Origin of the sequence: Natronorubrum halobium, assembly GCF_051351675.1 — an archaeon.
Lineage (GTDB): Archaea > Halobacteriota > Halobacteria > Halobacteriales > Natrialbaceae > Natronorubrum.
Genome location: NZ_CP195595.1, coordinates 129,530 through 145,624, shown reverse-complemented (window position 1 = coordinate 145,624; position 16,095 = coordinate 129,530). Strand labels below are relative to the sequence as shown.

Sequence of the window (16,095 nt, the reverse complement as noted above, 5' to 3'; positions counted from 1 at the left end):
GGACACGATGAGCGGTCAAAAAAGCCGGTACGACGTAATGCACGCGTTCGTGTCGGTCTCGCTAATCGTCGTCCGTCGCCTCGAGTTGCGTCTCGGTGGCCGCCGCACCCGCGGTGAATGACGGCGCCAACGGCCCGTCGTCGCCGCCAAAGTCGGGATCGAACAACTGGAGTGCGGTGTTGATCGTACTCCAGTCGTCTTCGGCCGCCGCTTCCCGCAGGCTCTTCGTCGGCGGGGCGAGCAACTGGTTGACCAGCGCGTCGGCCATCGCCTCGACGACCTCGCGCTGTTCCCGCGAGAACTCCTCCCCCTCGAGTCGGGAGAGCGCGGTCTCGAGTTCTCGCTTCTTCAGTCGCTCGGCGGACTCGTACATCGCGGCGATCACCTCGTCCGCTCGAGCGCGCTTGTACTGCTCGCAGAGCAGGTCGAACTCGCGGTCGACCATCGCTTCGACCTCGCGGGCCGCGTCGGCGCGCTGCTCGCGGGTCTCCGCGGTGATCGACTCGAGATCGTCCAGATCGTAGACGGTCACGGTCGACACCGAGGCAGCCGTTGGCGCGACGTCGCGGGGTTGCCCGAGGTCGACGACGACCCGCTCGGCGGGCTCGTCGACTCCGTCGTCACCCTCGTTCGCGCAGTCGGTCGCATCGTCCCCTTCGCCGCGGTCGGCGACGTCCGTACCGCCGTCCGATTCGAAATGCTGCGCATCGAGGATCGGTTCATCGCTGCCGGTCGCCGTGACGACCACGTCGACGTCGCTCGCGAACTGATCGAGTGCCGACAGCGGTGCGGCGCTGGTGTCGGTCTCGAGTTCGTTCGCGAGGTGTTCGGCGTGCGAGACGGTTCGGTTCGCGACGACGACTTCCTCGACGCCGGCGTCCGCGAGGCTGCGAGCCGCGAGTCGCCCCATCTCGCCGGCGCCGACGACGAGCGAGGTCGCGCGCTCGAGCGGGACGCTCTCGGCGGCGAGTTTCGTCGCCGCCGAGCCGAGCGAGACGATGCCTTCGTTGATCTCGGTCTCGGTCCGGGCGCGTTCGCCGACGTGAATCGCCTTCGTGACGGCGGCCTCGAGCATCTCGCCGATGCCGCCGGCGTTCCGGGCGTCCTCGTAGGCGGTCCGAACCTGTCCGAGGATCTGGTCCTCGCCCAGGACGACCGACTCGAGGCCGCTGGCGACGGACAGCAGGTGGCGCAGGCTCTCGTCGTGGTCGGTGACGACGACGGCGTCGTCGGTCACGGTCGCGAAAAACTCCTCGAGTGCGGCCCGGCCGACGGCGGCGTCGGTCGCGACGACGTAGGCCTCGACTCGGTTACACGTCGAGAGGACGTACGCCTCCTCGACCGCCGGAACGGTGAGCAGGTCGGCGATGCCGGCCCGCTGGCTCTCGGGACTCGCGGCGGCGATATCGTCGACGCTACCGCTCTCGTGTGTTACTCGTCCGGCGGTCACGACCCCCGCCGGAATCACGGTCGGTCACCCCCGGCGGGCAGTTCCTCGTTCAGCACGTCCTCGATCACTTGGCCACAGTTGGAAGTACCCGTACGTAAAGCTGTCCAAACGGCCGGAGAATTGACGAGGTCGGTGACGATCCGGCGTCGTCGCTCCGGCGGAACGTCCCGGGATTTGAGCTCGGTGCGGAGCGCTCCGCAGGTCCGTGCCATCTCGCCTGCTCCGGCAAGTGTCTCCTCGAGTTCCTGTCGGAGGTGCTTGCTCAGTGCCGGTGCCGTCCCGCCGGTCGCGATCGAGACGATCACGGGATCCTCGCGGACGGTCGCCGGCACGACGACGCTGCCCGGATCGCGCTCGCCGGAGCGATCCGCGCGGTTGACGAGGATACCGCGGTCTCGAGCGGCCGTCGCGACGGCCTCGTTGATCGCCTCGTCGCTCGTGGCGGCGACGACCAGCGCCGGCCCGGTTCGCTCGAGCCAGTCGCCGATCTCGGCGGGTTCGGGGGCGGACCGTATCAGTTCGGCACCGCCGAAGTCCCGATCGGCGAACTCGGGGCTGACGACGAGGACCTCGGCTTCGCGGGCGAAGCGGCGGGCCTTCCGCGCCCCGACCGGGCCGCCGCCGAAGACGAGCACCGTCGCGCCCGTGAAATCGTGCAAGAGTGGAATCATCCTGTGAGTTGGGTTTCGAACACCGTTCGTTACCTGGATTCAGTGTTGGCTTCGGCACGCTCCGCCATACGAATGCCCGTCTTCTTCAATATTTGCGTGGAGAACAGCGAGTCCCAGTCGTCGGGGCCGACGTCCCAGTACTCGGCCATCGTCTCGCGGACCCGTTCGATCCGCCGCTGACTCTCCGCCTCGCTGCGGCCGTGGGTCATCGCGAAGAAGTTGTACGGCCAGACGCCCTCGTGGCGCGGGCGCCGGTAGCAGTGCGTGACGAAGGGGAGGGCGGCGACCTCGGGACCGACCTCGCTCACGAGGTCGTCCGGGACGTTCCAGACCGTCATTCCGTTCTCCGTATAGCCCAGCGCGTAGTGGTTCGGGACGACGCCGATGCGCCGGATCTTGCCCTCCCGTTCGAATCGCTTGATCGTCTCGAGGACCCACTCGAGATCCTGATCGATGGCGTCGGCGACGTCCGCGTAGGGCGTTTCGGTCAGCGGCAGGCCGTCCTGCACCTCGAGGACGAGGTCGCGTTCGGCCGGCGTCAGCGTGGATTCGTCGGTCGACGTGACGTCGGGGCCGAGATCGGTGCAGTCGACGCCGGCCCTCTCCGCTTCGTCGTCGCCGGAGCCGTCGAGCGGGCAGTCGACGCCGGCCCTCTCCGCTTCGTCGTCGCCGGAGCCGTCGAGCGGGCCGTCGACGTAGAACTTCGCCTCGACGCGGAACTCCTGTTCCTTCGGGAGGTTGTACGTCTCCTGGCCGGTCTCGGCTTCGATGTCCGCGAGCACTTCGTCGACCCGCTCCTCGTCCGCGACGCTGACGACGAACCAGACGTTCAGGTGCGGGTGTTCGCGCTCGTAGTTGTGCGCGACCTCGCGGTGGGCGTTGACGGCGTCGACGACCTCGTCGAAGCGATCCGCGGGGGCGTGCGTGGCGACCAGCGTCGCCGCGCCGCCGATCTCCTGGGCGTTGACCAGCGGGCCGAACCGCGAGAGGACGCCCCGCTCGTCTAACTCGCGAACCGTCTCGAGTAACGCGGTCGCGCCCGTGTCGACCCCGCGGTCGCGCATGGCCGCAGCGGCGGGTCCGAAGGGCCGTTCCACGACGGGAAAGCCGCCCTGAAAGGCGTTGACGACCGCCCGTTCGCGTTCAGACAGTTCGACGTCCGTACTCATACTGTCCGTTCGGTAGTCCCGCGGCATAAGCGAACCGGGACGGTCCGCTCGAGCGGGCTCTGCGGAGTTCCGACGCCGAAAAGACTGGCCGTTTCGCCGGAGCCGTTAGTCGCCTTCGACGCCTGTGACCTCGTAGCCGAGTTCGCGGATGTCCTCGAGGATCGCCTCGTGGTCGGCGCTCGCTCGATAGTAGATGACGATATCGAAACTCCCCTGGTGCAGCAGTTGCTGGCACTCCCAGACGAACTCCTCGTCCTCGAGGGTGAGCCCCTGGTGTTGGTTCGAGGAGAAGTCGGGGTCGTCGTTGCCCGAGTAGACGTAGCAGTCCTCCGGGTCGTGCCCCGAGCGCTCGGCGATGATGTCGCCGACGTCGAGCGTGGCCTGCATCATCTGGACGTCTTCCTGTCCGTCGTGATCGGTGTGGACGATGGCGCCGTTGAGGTCGATCTCGCCCGGCTCGAGGAGCCGTTTGGTCCGCTGATAGAGGTCGTCGTCGATCGCGTCTGCCATTGGTCGACACGAAGACGCCCGAACGGATAGCCGTCACGATTTCCGGGAATGGATCGTTGTTCTCATGCTGGCAGACACCACGCAAGACACATAGGGATAGGTGACCTTTTGTCGAGCAATGAAGCGGTGGCTCCGGCAGCGCGTCGACTCGGTCTACGAAGAGGTGCTCTCGAGGGAGATTTCCGGCGCACCGACGCACGTCGCGGTGATTCAGGACGGCAACCGACGATACGCTCGCCGCAAGGGAGACGACGCGACCGACGGCCACCGTGAGGGGGCCAAAACGACCGAGCGCGTCCTCGAGTGGTGTCAGGACGTCGGCGTCGAAGAGTTGACGCTGTACGCGTTCTCGACGGAGAACTTCGACCGCCCGGACGAGGAGAATCAGGCGCTGTTCGATCTCCTCTGTGAGAAACTCCGGGAGTTCGCCGACGCCGACCGCGTCCACGAGAACGAGGTTCGAATTCGAGTGATCGGCGAGGTCGACCGCCTCCCCGAACGGGTGCGCGACGCCGTCGACTACGCCGAACGGCAGACCCGCGGCTACGATCGCTTCGTCCTCAACATCGCGCTCGCCTACGGCGGGCGATCGCAACTGCTCGAAGCGGTTCAGGGCGTCGCCAGCGACGTCGAAGCGGGCACCCTCGAGCCGGACGCGATCGACGTCGAGACGATCGAGGACCGACTCTACGACCAGCCGGTTCGAGACGTCGACCTGATCATCCGGACGGGGGGTGACGAGCGGACCTCGAACTTCCTCCCGTGGCACGCCAACGGCAACGAGGCGGCGGTCTTCTTCTGTACGCCCTACTGGCCGGAGTTCTCGAAGGCCGACTTCCTCCGGGGCATTCGAACCTACGAACACCGCGAGGAGTCCTGGCGACGGACCCGCGCCCGGCGCGCACTCGCCCTGCTCGGCGCCGTCAGCGACCCCGAACTCGTCGAAGCCCAGTCGATCGTCGAGCGGTTCCGCGACTCGCTGCCGACGGCCGAACAGCCCGATCCGGACGACCTCGAGGCCGTCGAGAACGGGCAGATCGACGACCTCGACTCGAGCGGGCAGGCCGCCGACTGAGGGCGTCGACCTCGACTCGAGCGGTGGATCGAGCAAACCTGTTGCTTCACCACAAGGATTTTATCCGTTATTCCCGCATCACTAGGTGACATGCCAACGTCTCACACTCCAGTCGACGTCGATCGATTCACGCGATTAACTGGGGTTTCGATCGAGACAGCCTATTCCCTCCTCGCGAGTAGCCGTCTTCGGATCGGCCTTCACGTCCTGTCGACGGCCGGGCCGGAGCCCTCGCTCGAGCGACTGGCGGCGGCGGTCGCTCGACTGGACCCCGAGCAATCGCCGTCCTCGGCCCAGATCTCGCTCGTCCACGTCGTCCTGCCGAAGCTCGAGGCCCACGGCATCCTCGAGTACGAACTCCGGTCGGGAACCGTCCACCTGGACGGCCCCATCGTCGATCTCGAGGACCCCATCGGAGCGACGCTAGATACGGCGGACGGCGACGACTCCGTAGCGACGATCGGCAACGACGACCCGACAGGGACGATCGGTAGCGACGGAACCGAATCGTTCGATGCGCGCGACTCGAGAAAGTAGCCGTTTCCCATCGTCAGGTCACGCAGGAATCGGATTCGGCCGTCTTCGCCTCGGTATCGCGTTCGAGTGAACGGGACGCTCCCTTCTGCGGCGAGAGAGTCCCGTCGTCTACTGACCGTATCGTCGCGATCGGTTGCAGTACTCCCGGACCGCCCGCAGGAAGTCCCGTTTGCGGAAGTCCCGCCAGTTGACGTCCGTGAAGTAGAGTTCGGAGTAGACCGACTGCCAGATCATGAAATCCGAGAGCCGTTCGGCACCGGTCTTGATCACGAGATCGGGTTCGGTCGGGAAGATGAGGTGCTCCTCGACCCGTTCGTCGTCGATCTCGTCTGGATCGAGGTCGCCGTCGTCGACGCGTTCCGCGAGCGTCCGGACGGCGCTGGTGAACTCGTGTTTGCCGCCGAGACCGATGCCGATTCGGATCGGCGCGTCCGCACGCGTCTGATCGTCCGGTCCCCGAACCGCCACCGCCCGCGGCGCGTCGATCGTCTCGAGTTCGCGTCGCAGCGCGGGAACCGCCGCGGCGTCGAGGACGCTCACGTAGACGGTTACCTGCGAGGCGTACTCGAACGCCCACGTGAAGAACTCCGTAAGCGTCTCGTAGGCGCCGCGCTCGAGGAGGTCGCGCTCGGTGATGACGAGTGCGACGTGGTCGGGCAGCGTGCCGTCGTGGCGGCGGATTCGAACCGCGAGGTACCGTTCGTACAGACCCACAGCCTTGCGTTTCCGGCGCGTTGCTATACCGGTTACGGAAAATCAAGGAGAAAGCCCCGCCCCGACGAGCGGGGCGTCCGTCGCGCGCCCGTATCGAATTCCGTGTGACTGTTCACCCACAGACTGTCACGATCGCGGGGCTGATGGCGTTTTCATGCAGTTACATGTTCTCCGGATAGCGCCGTTGACGACGGTGAGAACGGCCGCGGCGCGGTTCACGAACCTTCAAGTAAACGCCACAGAAAGGACTCGGTATCGTGACAGCACCCGTTCGGCGAGCAGGCGCGTTTGCGCTCCTCTGTACGCTCGTCCTCGCCGTGCCCCTCGGTGGCCCCTGGGTCGGGGCCGCGATCGCGGCCGTCGTGATCGGCGGGGCGTTCGCCGTGACCGACGGTCCGCTCTTCGATCTCCTCGCGTATCCGGGCGACTACGAGGACGGCCGCCTCTACGGACTCATCACGTTCGTCCTCGCAGCCGTCACGCTCGGTCTCATCGCGGTCACGGCCTCGATGTCGACCGCCGTCTTCGTCGGTGCCGTGCTCCTCGTCGGCTACGGGAACGCCGCGGAGCAACTCGCCCGCCGCCGAACCGACCACGACGTCGCCCTCGTGGCCGTCTTCTGTCTGGTCGCGACCGTCGCGGCCGTCGCCGGCCAGGTCAGCACGCAGTCGCTGACCGACGGCGCCGGCTCCCTCGAGTCGATGGGCTCGACCGTCCCGACGACGATCTTTCTCGGCGCGAGCGGCGCGTTGCTCGCCGCCTTGCTCCGAGACGTCCTGCTGGCCCGCGACGATCCCATCGTCATGCTCTCGGTCGGCTTACTGAGCTGGCTGCTCGCGGAACTCGAGCCGGCCCTGACCCTCGACGGCGTGGAAATCGTCGCCGCGCTGGGGATCACCGTCGCCCTCGGTTACGCCTCCTACGCGCTCGAGACGGCCTCGATCGCGGGGATGCTCACCGGCATCCTGCTGGGGCTGTTGACGATCGTCCTCGGCGGCTACGGCTGGTTCGTCGTCCTCATCTCCTTTTTCGCCATCGGCGGTCTCTCCTCGAAGTACCGCTACGAGGAGAAAGAAGAACTGGGCGTCGCCGAGGACAACGACGGTGCTCGCGGCAGCGGCAACGTGCTCGGCAACGCCGCCGTCGCGATCGCCGCCGTACTGGGCTACGCGGCGAGTTCGGCGACGCTGCTGCCCGGCAATCCCGAACCCAGCCTGTTCCTCTTCGCCTTCGCCGGCTCCGTCTCGACCGCGATGAGCGACACGCTCTCGAGCGAGATCGGCAGCGTCTTCGACACGCCGCGGCTGATCACCACCCTGGAACCCGTCGAGCCCGGCACCGACGGCGGCGTCACCTGGCAGGGCGAAGTAGCCGGTATCGCAGGGGCAGCGGTCGTCGCCGGCATCTCCTACGTCCTCTTTCCGGAGGTCGGCGTCGTCGGCGCGGCGATCATCGTCGCCGCCGGGATCGTCGGCATGACCGTCGACAGTCTCCTCGGTGCGACCCTCGAGGGCCACCTCCTCGGTAACCAGGGCGTGAACTTCCTCGCGACGCTCTCGGGTGCACTGATCTGTGCGCTGTTGGTACTCTCGTTTGCCGTACTCAGCTAGCGTCTCGGCGGCGAAACGCGGCGCCCACCGTCCGAAACCGGGCCGGCTCGATCCGTCGGCGCGTCGGTCGGGGCGCTCCCAGCGCTCTCGAGCCGATTGCCGTTAAAACCCTGCGGTTCCCGATCGAACGCGAGCGGAAGAACCGTCCGCGGTTACCCCGAATCCGGCGCCTCCTCGGCGACGTCGTCGATCGCGTGAATCCGAACGGCCGTCGGTCGCTTGGTGAACTGCCCGAGCGAGCGCGCGACGATTCGGTCGACGCCGCGGTCGGCCGCCAGATCGAGCAGTCGCTGGCTGAGGATCGCGTCGAGGACGATCGTCTTCGGTGTCGATTCGAGCGACTCGAGCGCGTCGTAGGCGTCGCTCGCGTCGGCTTCGTCGATGGTGCCGCCGTCGGCGTCGAGGAACCGAACGCGGTCGGTACCGTCCCGGATGACCGCCGACGCGTGGCCGTAGACGGTTTCGGGGTCGTCCGATTCTACCGCCGTCTCGGCGTCCGTCCCGGACGCTTGCTGCGTGTCGGCGCTCACGGCCGATTGCGCGCTCGAAGCGCCGCCTGACGGACTGCCAGCACCGCCCTCGGTGCTCGCTTCGCCGGTGGTGGTTGCGTCGGCGGCGGCGTTCGCCGCACTCGCCGTCTGGGCGGTCGAACTGGACGACTCGTCGATCGACGTCGGCGAGGCGGCTTCCGAGCCGTGCGTGCGTCTGGCGTCTCCCGGGGCCGGTGCGGGCGTCGAACTCCCGTCCGTCGCGGCGACGGCTTCCCGTGGTTCGTTCATCCCGGAGACGTTGTCGTAGGGAACCTTGTTGCGCAGCGACGCGAACAGCTGGTGGTGGTCGAGATCCTCGACGGAGGTGCCGGAGGGCGCGAAGGCGACGTAATCGATGTCGCCCACCTGTGAGAGTTCCTCGAAGATGAGGTCGCCGCCCCGGTCGCCGTCGAGGAAGGCCGTGACCGTGCGGTGGCGGGTCAGTTCGGCCACCGCGTCGGGGACGTTCGTTCCCTCGACCGCGATGGCGTTCTTGACGCCGTACTTGAGGAGGGTGAGCACGTCCGAGCGGCCCTCGACGACGATGATCGCGTCGCTGTCGGTGACTCGAGGGCCGGCGGGCAGCCCCTCGTACTCGGTGATGTCCTCGACGCGGACGTGCTGGCGCACCTCGGCGAGGATCTCCTCGGAACTCATCACGCTGTCGTCGAACCCCGTCTGTAGCAGTTCCTTCGCACGGTTTACGACTTCCTTGCGTTTGGCCGCGCGGACGTCCTCGATCTCGGTGACCTCGAGGTCGGCCCGACACGGGCCGACGCGGTCGATCGTCTCGAGGGACGCGGCGAGCGTCGCGGTCTCGACCTTGTCGAGGCTGGTCGCGATGGTGAGGTGGCCGTGGGATTGGCCGGCGGTGCTGGTTATCTCGACGTCGATGCGGCCGACTTTCTGGGACTGGCGAAGGTCGCGGAGGTCGAGTTCGTCGCCGAGTAGGCCTTCGGTCTGCCCGAAGATCGCACCGACGACGTCGCTCCGCTCGACGACCCCGTCAGCCGTGACGTTTGCGTGAATGAGGTATTTCGACGTGTCTTCCATGGGGATCTCTCCTCGGGTGGGTACCGCAGACGCGGTACCGCGGTCGGTTATGTAGATTTTGGATCGTGACGGGGAAATAGCTGTTGACCTATCGGGACCCCGCGCCTCAGTGTGTCGGCCGGTATCACGGTAGTCGGCTGTCGGCCGCGGTGTCCGGACGTCGGCTATAGTAACAACTGAAACGATTTACACACTGATCGCACAGCCGTCGTGCGATCAGGTGTGCATTGACTTTCAGTGGCTACTATAGTAGTACGCCGGTCGGTACCAGTACCAGTAGAGGGTGACGGCGGTCAGGACGAGCAGCCCGCCGAGGAAAAAGAGCAGCCCCGGCGGAACGGTCGCGAACAGCGTTTCGGCGACCTCCGCGCTGCCGTCGCTCACGCCCTCGATGGAGCCGTCGCCGCCCGTCGGTTCGGCGTCGATCGCCTCACCGCCGTCTCCCCCGTCGTACGTGACCTCGTCGCCCGAATCGGCTGCTCCCCCGTCGTCCGAATCGGCCGCTCCCCCGTCGTCCGAATCGGCCGCTTCCTCGTCCTCCGAATCCGCCTGCTGCATGCCGACGTCGTCGGAGGCGTCCTGCTCCGTCGACGGCTCCGTCGAGTCGCCCGATTCGGCGGCGTCTCCCTCGTCACCGTCGTCCGTCTCTCCCCCTGCTGGAGCCGTTCGGTCCCCCGCGGAGTCCGTCGCCGACTCGGCCCACCGCGTGAGTCCGTGGTGGACCAGTACGCTCCCGCCCGCGAGCGCGCCAACGCCGCCGACGAACCGGGAGAGGGCCTCCCGCACCCGACTCGCGGTCGACTCGTCGCTCGTGACGATCAGCGGACCGTCGGTCGTCCCGTAGACGCTCATCTCGTTACCCCGCGAGGAGTACCACGTGTCGATTACTTCGACGAGGCCGGCGTTCTCGAGTTTCTCGAGGTGATACCGGACGTTCTGGATCGACGAATCGATCGCCTCGGCGATATCGCTCGGCGTCGCGGGTTCCTCGTCCAGTCGCGCGTAGATTCGCCGGGCCGTCGTCGACGAGAGGGCGCCGAACACCGCGTCGGCGTCCTCGCCCTCGAGGTCGACGACGCGTGGCTGCCCCTCGGTTTCTGCGGGTTCCGAACGGAACGGGAACAGCCGGGCCATATCAGTTCGAGTTGCATTCGTCTGGCAATACCTATACGTTTTCTCCTCCCTGAAAGAGCGATTTCACCTTGTAAAACCCCCAGAGGGAACGGACTCGCAGCATCGATAGCTGAATCTCTTCGATCGCGGCTGTTGAAGGGAAACCGTTACCAACGTCGATCCCAACCACCGGATATGCGCCGGCTACCACTCGTGGGTTGGATCGCGGTCGCGGTCGTCCTCAGCGCGCTCGCGATCCCGTGGTTCCTCTGGGGGGACGCGACGATCGTCGCCGGACTGCCGCTGTGGCTCTGGTGGCACATCGGCTGGATGGGGACCGCGTCGGTCGCGTTCTACCTGTTCACCCAGCGAGCGTGGGGAATCGGCATCGAAACCGGACCGGGTGATTCGAACGGAGCGGACGCATCGAACCACACGTCACAGTCGACCGCCGGAGGTGAGCGACGGTGACTCTCGCGCTCCAGCTCGGGATCATCGTCGGCTACCTGCTCCTGGCGCTGGCCGTCGGGTTGGTCGCCTACCGACTGACCGATCGAACGGCGGAGGACTTCTATCTCGCCAGTCGGACGCTGGGAACGGTCGTCCTCCTGTTTACGACCTTCGCGACGCTGCTTTCGGCGTTTACGTTCTTCGCGGGACCGAACATCGCCTACGCGCAGGGACCGGAGTGGATCCTCGTCATGGGGCTGATGGACGGGATCATCTTCGCAATCCTCTGGTACGTCGTCGGCTACAAACAGTGGCTGCTCGGCCAGCGCTACGAGTACGTCACGCTCGGGGAGATGCTCGGCGACCGGTTCGCCTCGAGGCGGCTCCGCGGCCTCGTCGCCGGGATCAGTCTGCTCTGGCTCTTTCCGTACGTCATGTTACAGCAGGTCGGGGCCGGCACCGCGCTCGAGGCCCTGACCGAGGGGGCCGTCCCGTACGCCGTCGGCGCGGGATTGATCACCGTGTTCATGATTCTCTACGTCGTCGTCGCCGGGATGCGCGGGATCGCCTGGACCGACACCTTGCAGGGGGCGTTCATGCTCGTCGCCACCTGGGTCGCCCTGCTCTGGGTGCTCAACGTCGTCGGCGGGGCCGGGGCGGCGACGTCGGCGCTCGCGTCGAGCGAGGAGACCGCTCACTTTCTCTCGCTTGGGAGCGACTACTACACGGCCCAGTGGATGCTCTCGACGGCGATCACGATCGGCTTCGGCGTCGCGATGTTCCCGCAGGTGAACCAGCGCTTCTTCGCCGCGGGCTCGAAGACGGTGCTCAAGCGGTCGTTCGCGCTGTGGCCGATCCTCTGCGTCCTCCTCTTCGTCCCCTCGTTCCTGCTCGGCGCGTGGGCGCGGGGCCTCGACGTGACGGTACCAGAAGGCGCGAACGTGCTCCCGCTGGTGCTGGCCGAGTACACGCCGGTCTGGTTCGCCGCGCTCGTCATCGCCGGCGCGATGGCCGCGATGATGTCCTCGTCGGACTCGATGTTACTCTCGGGGTCGTCCTATTTCACCCGGGACCTGTACCGACCGTTCGTGGACCGGACCATTTCGGAGCGCCGCGAGGACCTGCTGGCCCGGGTCGGCGTCGTGCTCTTCGCGACGGCCGCGTTCGTCGCGAGTCTGGTCAACCCAGCCACGCTGTTCGAACTCGGCGACGCGGCCTTCAGCGGCTTCGCCCAGCTCGCCCTGCCCGTGCTCGTCGCGCTCTACTGGCGACGGACGACTCGAGCCGGTATCACCGCCGGCATCCTCGTCAGTCAGGCCTTCTACCTCTCGAACCTGTTCGTCGAGTCGATCGTCGACGGACTCGAGGCTATTTCGGTCGTCCCGCTGCTCGGTGAACTCACGTCCCTTCTGATCGCCCTCGTCACGACGGTGTTTCAGGGAACCTACATGGGCTGGACGGCCGGACTCGTCGGAATGGGGCTGGGCCTCGTCGTCACCGTCGGCGTCTCGCTGGTCACGACGCCCGCGGACGACGAACGGCGGACCATCTACTTCGACGGGTTGAGCGCCGACTGATCGCTCTCCGCTTCGGCCCGTATCGACGCCGAACCGTCCGCGAGCACCGTCCCGGAGGCAGCGGGACTTAGTAGCTCCTGATCGTGGATTCGAGCATGGATCTCGACCTCGACGGCAACGGTGCACTGGTAACGGCTTCCTCGAGCGGCCTCGGCTTCGCGAGCGCACGGGCCCTCGCCGAGGAGGGCGCGAACGTGATGCTCTGCGGGCGCGACGAGCAGCGACTCGAGGACGCCCGCGAGGAGATCAGCGAGACGGCCGAGGGTGAGGTCCGCGCGACCCCGGCCGATCTCACGGATCCGGACGACGTCTCTCACCTCGTCGGCGAGACGGTCGACGCCTTCGGCGGTCTCGATCACCTCGTCACGAGCGCCGGCGGCCCGCCGAGTACGACCTTCCTCGAGACCGACGAACAGGACTGGTACCAGGCGTACGACCTGCTGGTGATGAGCGTCGTCTGGACGGTCGAAGCGGCCCACGAGCACCTCATCGAGTCCGAGTACGGATCGGTCACCTGCATCACCTCCCGGACGGTTCGAGAGGTCGCCGACGGCCTGCTGCTGTCGAACTCCGTCCGCCGGGGCGTGATCGGGCTCGTGAAGACGGTCTCTCGGGAGTTCGCCCCCGAAATTCGCGTGAACGCGGTCCTGCCGGGGACGATCGAGACCCCCCGAATCGAGGAACTCATTGAGGCGAACATCGAGCGCGGCGTCTACGAGGACTACGAGGAGGGACTGACGGAACTCGCGAGCGAGATTCCGATGGATCGCATCGGCGAGCCCCGGGAGCTGGGCGACGTCGTCGCCGTGCTCTCGAGTCCGCGTGCGAGTTTCGTCAACGGCGCCGAAGTCCCGATCGACGGCGGCCTGTTGCGGAGTTGAGACGGCTCAAACGAAGCGAAAGAGGACGGCAAGCGACACGAGGAGCAACAGGACGGGCCCCACTCTGGGTCCCCGGAGACGAACCGTAACCCTCTCGTGTCCCCCGATTGTGCCACCGACCGTGTACCGTCCGGCGCAGTTCGCTGGCTATCTCGCGTTGATTTCGACAGCCGGGGCACTGCTCGTGGGATCGCTACTCGCACCAGTCGAGATGCCGAGCGGGACGGTCGGCGTACGGATCGGAATCGTTCTCACCGCCGCTGTCGCCGGTATCGTCGAGCACCGGCGCGAACTGGTACAGTTGGAGACTCCCGGGTTCGCCCGCTCGGACGGGATCGATGCGCTCGCGGTCGTGACTGGGGCCGCCGTTACCTACGCGCTGAGCGTGCACGTCGGGCTCGGGCCGGTGGTGGCGTCCGCGCTGATCGGCCTTCTCGTCGGCCTCGCCGCGCCGAAGGTCGGCGTGCCGGTCTACTGCGGCTCGTTCGTCGGCATGGCCTCGCCAGCGGTGTTCGCGTCGCTCGAGTACGTCGCCGTCGCGGGACTGGTCGCCGGCCTCGGGTTCGCGGCGACGACGGAGTCCTTCGGCGGCGTCGGCGGCAAGTTGGGGACGCTCGCGCTGTTCGGCTGTCTCACGACGGCCGCCGTCGTGGGACTCGAGTTCACCGGCGCGAGTGCGCCGCGATGGGGTCTCGCCTCCGTCGTCGTCCCGGTCGCGATCGTCGCCGCCGTCGCGACGGCGGTCCTGAGCGTTCGACTCGAGTTGGGCGCGGTTATCGGCTCCGGACTGGTCGGTCTCGTCGCCGGTGTCGCGTTCCCGCTCGCGGTGCCGGAACTGGGGGCGACGCTGGCCGCCGCGGCCTTCTGCGCCTCGTTCGTCGGTATGTCGAGCACGGAGCGGCTGGCGGGCGTCCCCCACGTTGCGGTCGCCGGCGGGCTCTCCGGACTCGTCTTTCTCGCTGTGGCGCCCGCGTTCGACGGCGCCGGGGGTAAACTCGGAACCGTCGCGTTCGTCTCCTGTATCGGGCTCATCGGCACGCTGGAACTGCACCGAACGGTGGTCGAGCGCGTTCGATGATGCGAGCGAGTGCCGTCTAATCGGCCGAGCAGCTTAGTCGGCCGAGATCTGACAACTGCCCTCGTAGGAAACGTCCTCGACCGTCTCGATTTCGGGTTCGTCGCCACAGACCGGACAGGACGGGTTCGAGAGCACGTCGACCGTCTCGAAGGTCATGCCCATCGCGTCGTACATGAGGAGTCGTCCCTCGAGCAGTTCACCCTTGCCGAGCACGTACTTGACGACCTCGGTGGCCTGAATGCAGCCGACGGTGCCGGGCAGGACGCCGAGAACGCCCGTGGTGGCACAGTCGGGGACGGTGCCGGGTTCGGGTGCCTCGGGGAAGATGCAGCGGTAACAGGGCGAATCGGTCTCGGATCCCTCGCCGCGCTCGTTCGTGAACGTCGTCACCTGCCCCTCGAAGCGGTAGATCGCGCCGTGAGAGAGCGGCGTTCCCGTGAGCACGCAGTGGTCGTTGAGCAGGTACCGGGTCGCGAAGTTGTCGCTGGCGTCGAGCACGACGTCGTAGCCGTCGACAAGCTCCGCGACGTTGTCCGCCGTGATGCGGGCCTCGTGTGGCTCGACGTCGATATCGGGGTTGAGCGCCGCGACGTAGTCGGCCGCGCTCTCGACTTTCGGCCGGCCGACGTCGGCGTCGCCGTGGACGATCTGCCGCTGCAGGTTCGACCGTTCGACGACGTCGTCGTCGACGATCCCCAATCGGCCGATCCCCGCAGCCGCGAGGTACTGGATCGCCGGCGAACCCAGACCGCCCGCACCGACGACCAGCACCGAACTCTCGAGCAGCCGCTGCTGGCCCTCGGGCCCGATTTCGTCCATGATCACGTGTCTCGAGTAGCGATCGAGTTGGGTCGCGTCGAGGCGCAGGTCGCTCATGACTCTACGTTCGGTCGAGACCGAGAAAAGTCCGCTGGTCGGTACAGTGCCGCTGGAATCGAACGATCAGGTAGCGGGGACAGTCACCCGATGGGATGCGTTAGCCGAGTCGAGGCAGAAATATGGGCCGACCACACAGTTTAATACCGTGGGTGCTATTGACACACCTATGGCAACCTCACCCAACGATGCCGGTGACGACGTCATCGATCAATTCCTCACGGACCGCGGTCACACCGTCGAACGAGTCGGGTGGGAGCAGGAGTATAACAAGAAACAGTGTCCCGACTGTGGGGGTCTTCACGACACGTCCGCCAGCACCTGCACCGTCTGCGGATGGGAGCCCACGGTCTGAGGGCACAGTAACACCGTTTTCCGGGCCCGTCGGATACACTCGAGTCCCGTAGCGGCTGCCGTCGAACTGTCCGCGATCACCGTCCCTACCGCTCGTCCGGGTACGGCACTGGCCCTCCATCGGACCCCGACACACCCTCGGTCACCGGGGTGCTCGTCGTATTTTCCCCGTCGAATATGCGACAGAATTATAATGTGTGGTATCCCAACAGTTCAGTGAGGATCACTATGCCGGAATGCCAGAACTGCGACGCGTTCGTCACGGACGCGTACGCTCGCGTGTTCACTCCACGCGGCGTCGAGAACCCGCGGGTCTGTCCCGACTGTCAGGACAAGATCCGCGACGGTGCCGAGATACGAACCGCCCGCTCTCCGCGAAACCCCTGAAACAGCCGATATCGGTCGCTCGCGGTCGGCTTTGGTAAACGGATCGGAGTTTTTGTCGAT

General features: G+C 66.7%; 17 protein-coding genes. 9 read left to right on the top strand and 8 right to left on the bottom strand.

Annotation, left to right across the window (positions count from 1 at the left end; genetic code table 11):
- Positions 1-61 precede the first annotated feature (61 nt).
- The 4 genes from hemA to ACSFC7_RS00625 form a co-directional block, all read right to left on the bottom strand.
- A complete protein-coding gene (hemA, locus tag ACSFC7_RS00640; protein ID WP_436345814.1) occupies positions 62-1,468 on the bottom strand; it encodes a glutamyl-tRNA reductase in 1,407 nt (468 codons plus the stop codon).
- Positions 1,465-2,121, bottom strand: coding sequence for a precorrin-2 dehydrogenase/sirohydrochlorin ferrochelatase family protein (locus ACSFC7_RS00635; protein WP_436345812.1), 657 nt, complete (start codon positions 2,119-2,121; stop codon positions 1,465-1,467). The genes hemA and ACSFC7_RS00635 overlap by 4 nt, the downstream gene beginning before the upstream one ends.
- A 29-nt stretch (positions 2,122-2,150) precedes the next feature.
- A complete protein-coding gene (ahbB, locus tag ACSFC7_RS00630) occupies positions 2,151-3,290 on the bottom strand; it encodes a siroheme decarboxylase subunit beta (protein ID WP_436345810.1) in 1,140 nt (379 codons plus the stop codon).
- 105 nt (positions 3,291-3,395) lie between these two features.
- Positions 3,396-3,800, bottom strand: a complete 405-nt coding sequence (locus ACSFC7_RS00625) for a DUF5778 family protein (RefSeq protein ID WP_436345809.1) — start codon at positions 3,798-3,800, stop codon at positions 3,396-3,398.
- Positions 3,801-3,918: 118 nt separating this feature from the next.
- Between ACSFC7_RS00625 and uppS the strand changes: the two genes are divergently transcribed.
- Together uppS and ACSFC7_RS00615 are read left to right on the top strand one after the other, a co-directional pair.
- Positions 3,919-4,875 carry a polyprenyl diphosphate synthase gene (uppS, locus tag ACSFC7_RS00620; RefSeq protein WP_436345807.1) on the top strand — a complete coding sequence of 319 codons (957 nt, stop codon included), beginning with the start codon at positions 3,919-3,921 and terminating at the stop codon, positions 4,873-4,875.
- 90 nt (positions 4,876-4,965) lie between these two features.
- Positions 4,966-5,412, top strand: a complete 447-nt coding sequence (locus tag ACSFC7_RS00615) for a DUF7344 domain-containing protein (RefSeq protein WP_436345805.1) — start codon at positions 4,966-4,968, stop codon at positions 5,410-5,412.
- Between the two features lie 108 nt (positions 5,413-5,520).
- Here ACSFC7_RS00615 and ACSFC7_RS00610 read toward each other — a convergent pair whose 3' ends face one another.
- Positions 5,521-6,126, bottom strand: coding sequence for an undecaprenyl diphosphate synthase family protein (locus ACSFC7_RS00610; protein WP_436345803.1), 606 nt, complete (start codon positions 6,124-6,126; stop codon positions 5,521-5,523).
- Between the two features lie 257 nt (positions 6,127-6,383).
- Between ACSFC7_RS00610 and ACSFC7_RS00605 the strand changes: the two genes are divergently transcribed.
- The gene (locus ACSFC7_RS00605; protein ID WP_436345801.1) at positions 6,384-7,736 is read left to right on the top strand and encodes a DUF92 domain-containing protein; all 1,353 of its coding nucleotides are present in this window, start codon (positions 6,384-6,386) and stop codon (positions 7,734-7,736) included.
- 152 nt (positions 7,737-7,888) lie between these two features.
- Here the strand turns inward: ACSFC7_RS00605 and dnaG are convergent, their stop codons facing one another.
- Complete coding sequence (gene dnaG, locus ACSFC7_RS00600; RefSeq protein WP_436345799.1) at positions 7,889-9,319, bottom strand: DNA primase DnaG; 1,431 nt, start codon at positions 9,317-9,319, stop codon at positions 7,889-7,891.
- 234 nt (positions 9,320-9,553) lie between these two features.
- Positions 9,554-10,453 carry an ArsR/SmtB family transcription factor gene (locus ACSFC7_RS00595; protein WP_436345797.1) on the bottom strand — a complete coding sequence of 300 codons (900 nt, stop codon included), beginning with the start codon at positions 10,451-10,453 and terminating at the stop codon, positions 9,554-9,556.
- A 174-nt stretch (positions 10,454-10,627) separates the two neighbouring features.
- Between ACSFC7_RS00595 and ACSFC7_RS00590 the strand changes: the two genes are divergently transcribed.
- The 4 genes from ACSFC7_RS00590 to ACSFC7_RS00575 all read left to right on the top strand — a co-directional run bounded on the left by ACSFC7_RS00590 (position 10,628) and on the right by ACSFC7_RS00575 (position 14,418).
- Positions 10,628-10,903 carry a DUF3311 domain-containing protein gene (locus tag ACSFC7_RS00590; RefSeq protein ID WP_436345795.1) on the top strand — a complete coding sequence of 92 codons (276 nt, stop codon included), beginning with the start codon at positions 10,628-10,630 and terminating at the stop codon, positions 10,901-10,903.
- Positions 10,900-12,459, top strand: coding sequence for a sodium:solute symporter family protein (locus tag ACSFC7_RS00585; RefSeq protein WP_436345793.1), 1,560 nt, complete (start codon positions 10,900-10,902; stop codon positions 12,457-12,459). The genes ACSFC7_RS00590 and ACSFC7_RS00585 overlap by 4 nt, the downstream gene beginning before the upstream one ends.
- Positions 12,460-12,554: 95 nt before the next feature.
- Entirely contained in the window at positions 12,555-13,340 is a 786-nt protein-coding gene (locus ACSFC7_RS00580) for an SDR family oxidoreductase (RefSeq protein WP_436345792.1), read from the top strand.
- A gap of 121 nt (positions 13,341-13,461) precedes the next feature.
- Positions 13,462-14,418: a hypothetical protein gene (locus ACSFC7_RS00575; RefSeq protein ID WP_436345790.1), complete on the top strand. Its 957-nt coding sequence runs from the start codon at positions 13,462-13,464 to the stop codon at positions 14,416-14,418.
- A 33-nt stretch (positions 14,419-14,451) separates the two neighbouring features.
- Here ACSFC7_RS00575 and ubaA read toward each other — a convergent pair whose 3' ends face one another.
- Positions 14,452-15,294, bottom strand: a complete 843-nt coding sequence (gene ubaA, locus ACSFC7_RS00570) for an SAMP-activating enzyme E1 (RefSeq protein ID WP_436345788.1) — start codon at positions 15,292-15,294, stop codon at positions 14,452-14,454.
- A gap of 169 nt (positions 15,295-15,463) precedes the next feature.
- Here ubaA and ACSFC7_RS00565 point away from each other — a divergent pair, with 169 nt between their 5' ends.
- Together ACSFC7_RS00565 and ACSFC7_RS00560 are read left to right on the top strand one after the other, a co-directional pair.
- Complete coding sequence (locus ACSFC7_RS00565) at positions 15,464-15,649, top strand: HVO_0416 family zinc finger protein (protein ID WP_436345786.1); 186 nt, start codon at positions 15,464-15,466, stop codon at positions 15,647-15,649.
- A 227-nt stretch (positions 15,650-15,876) separates the two neighbouring features.
- Entirely contained in the window at positions 15,877-16,035 is a 159-nt protein-coding gene (locus ACSFC7_RS00560) for a DUF7563 family protein (protein WP_436345784.1), read from the top strand.
- Positions 16,036-16,095 lie beyond the last annotated feature (60 nt).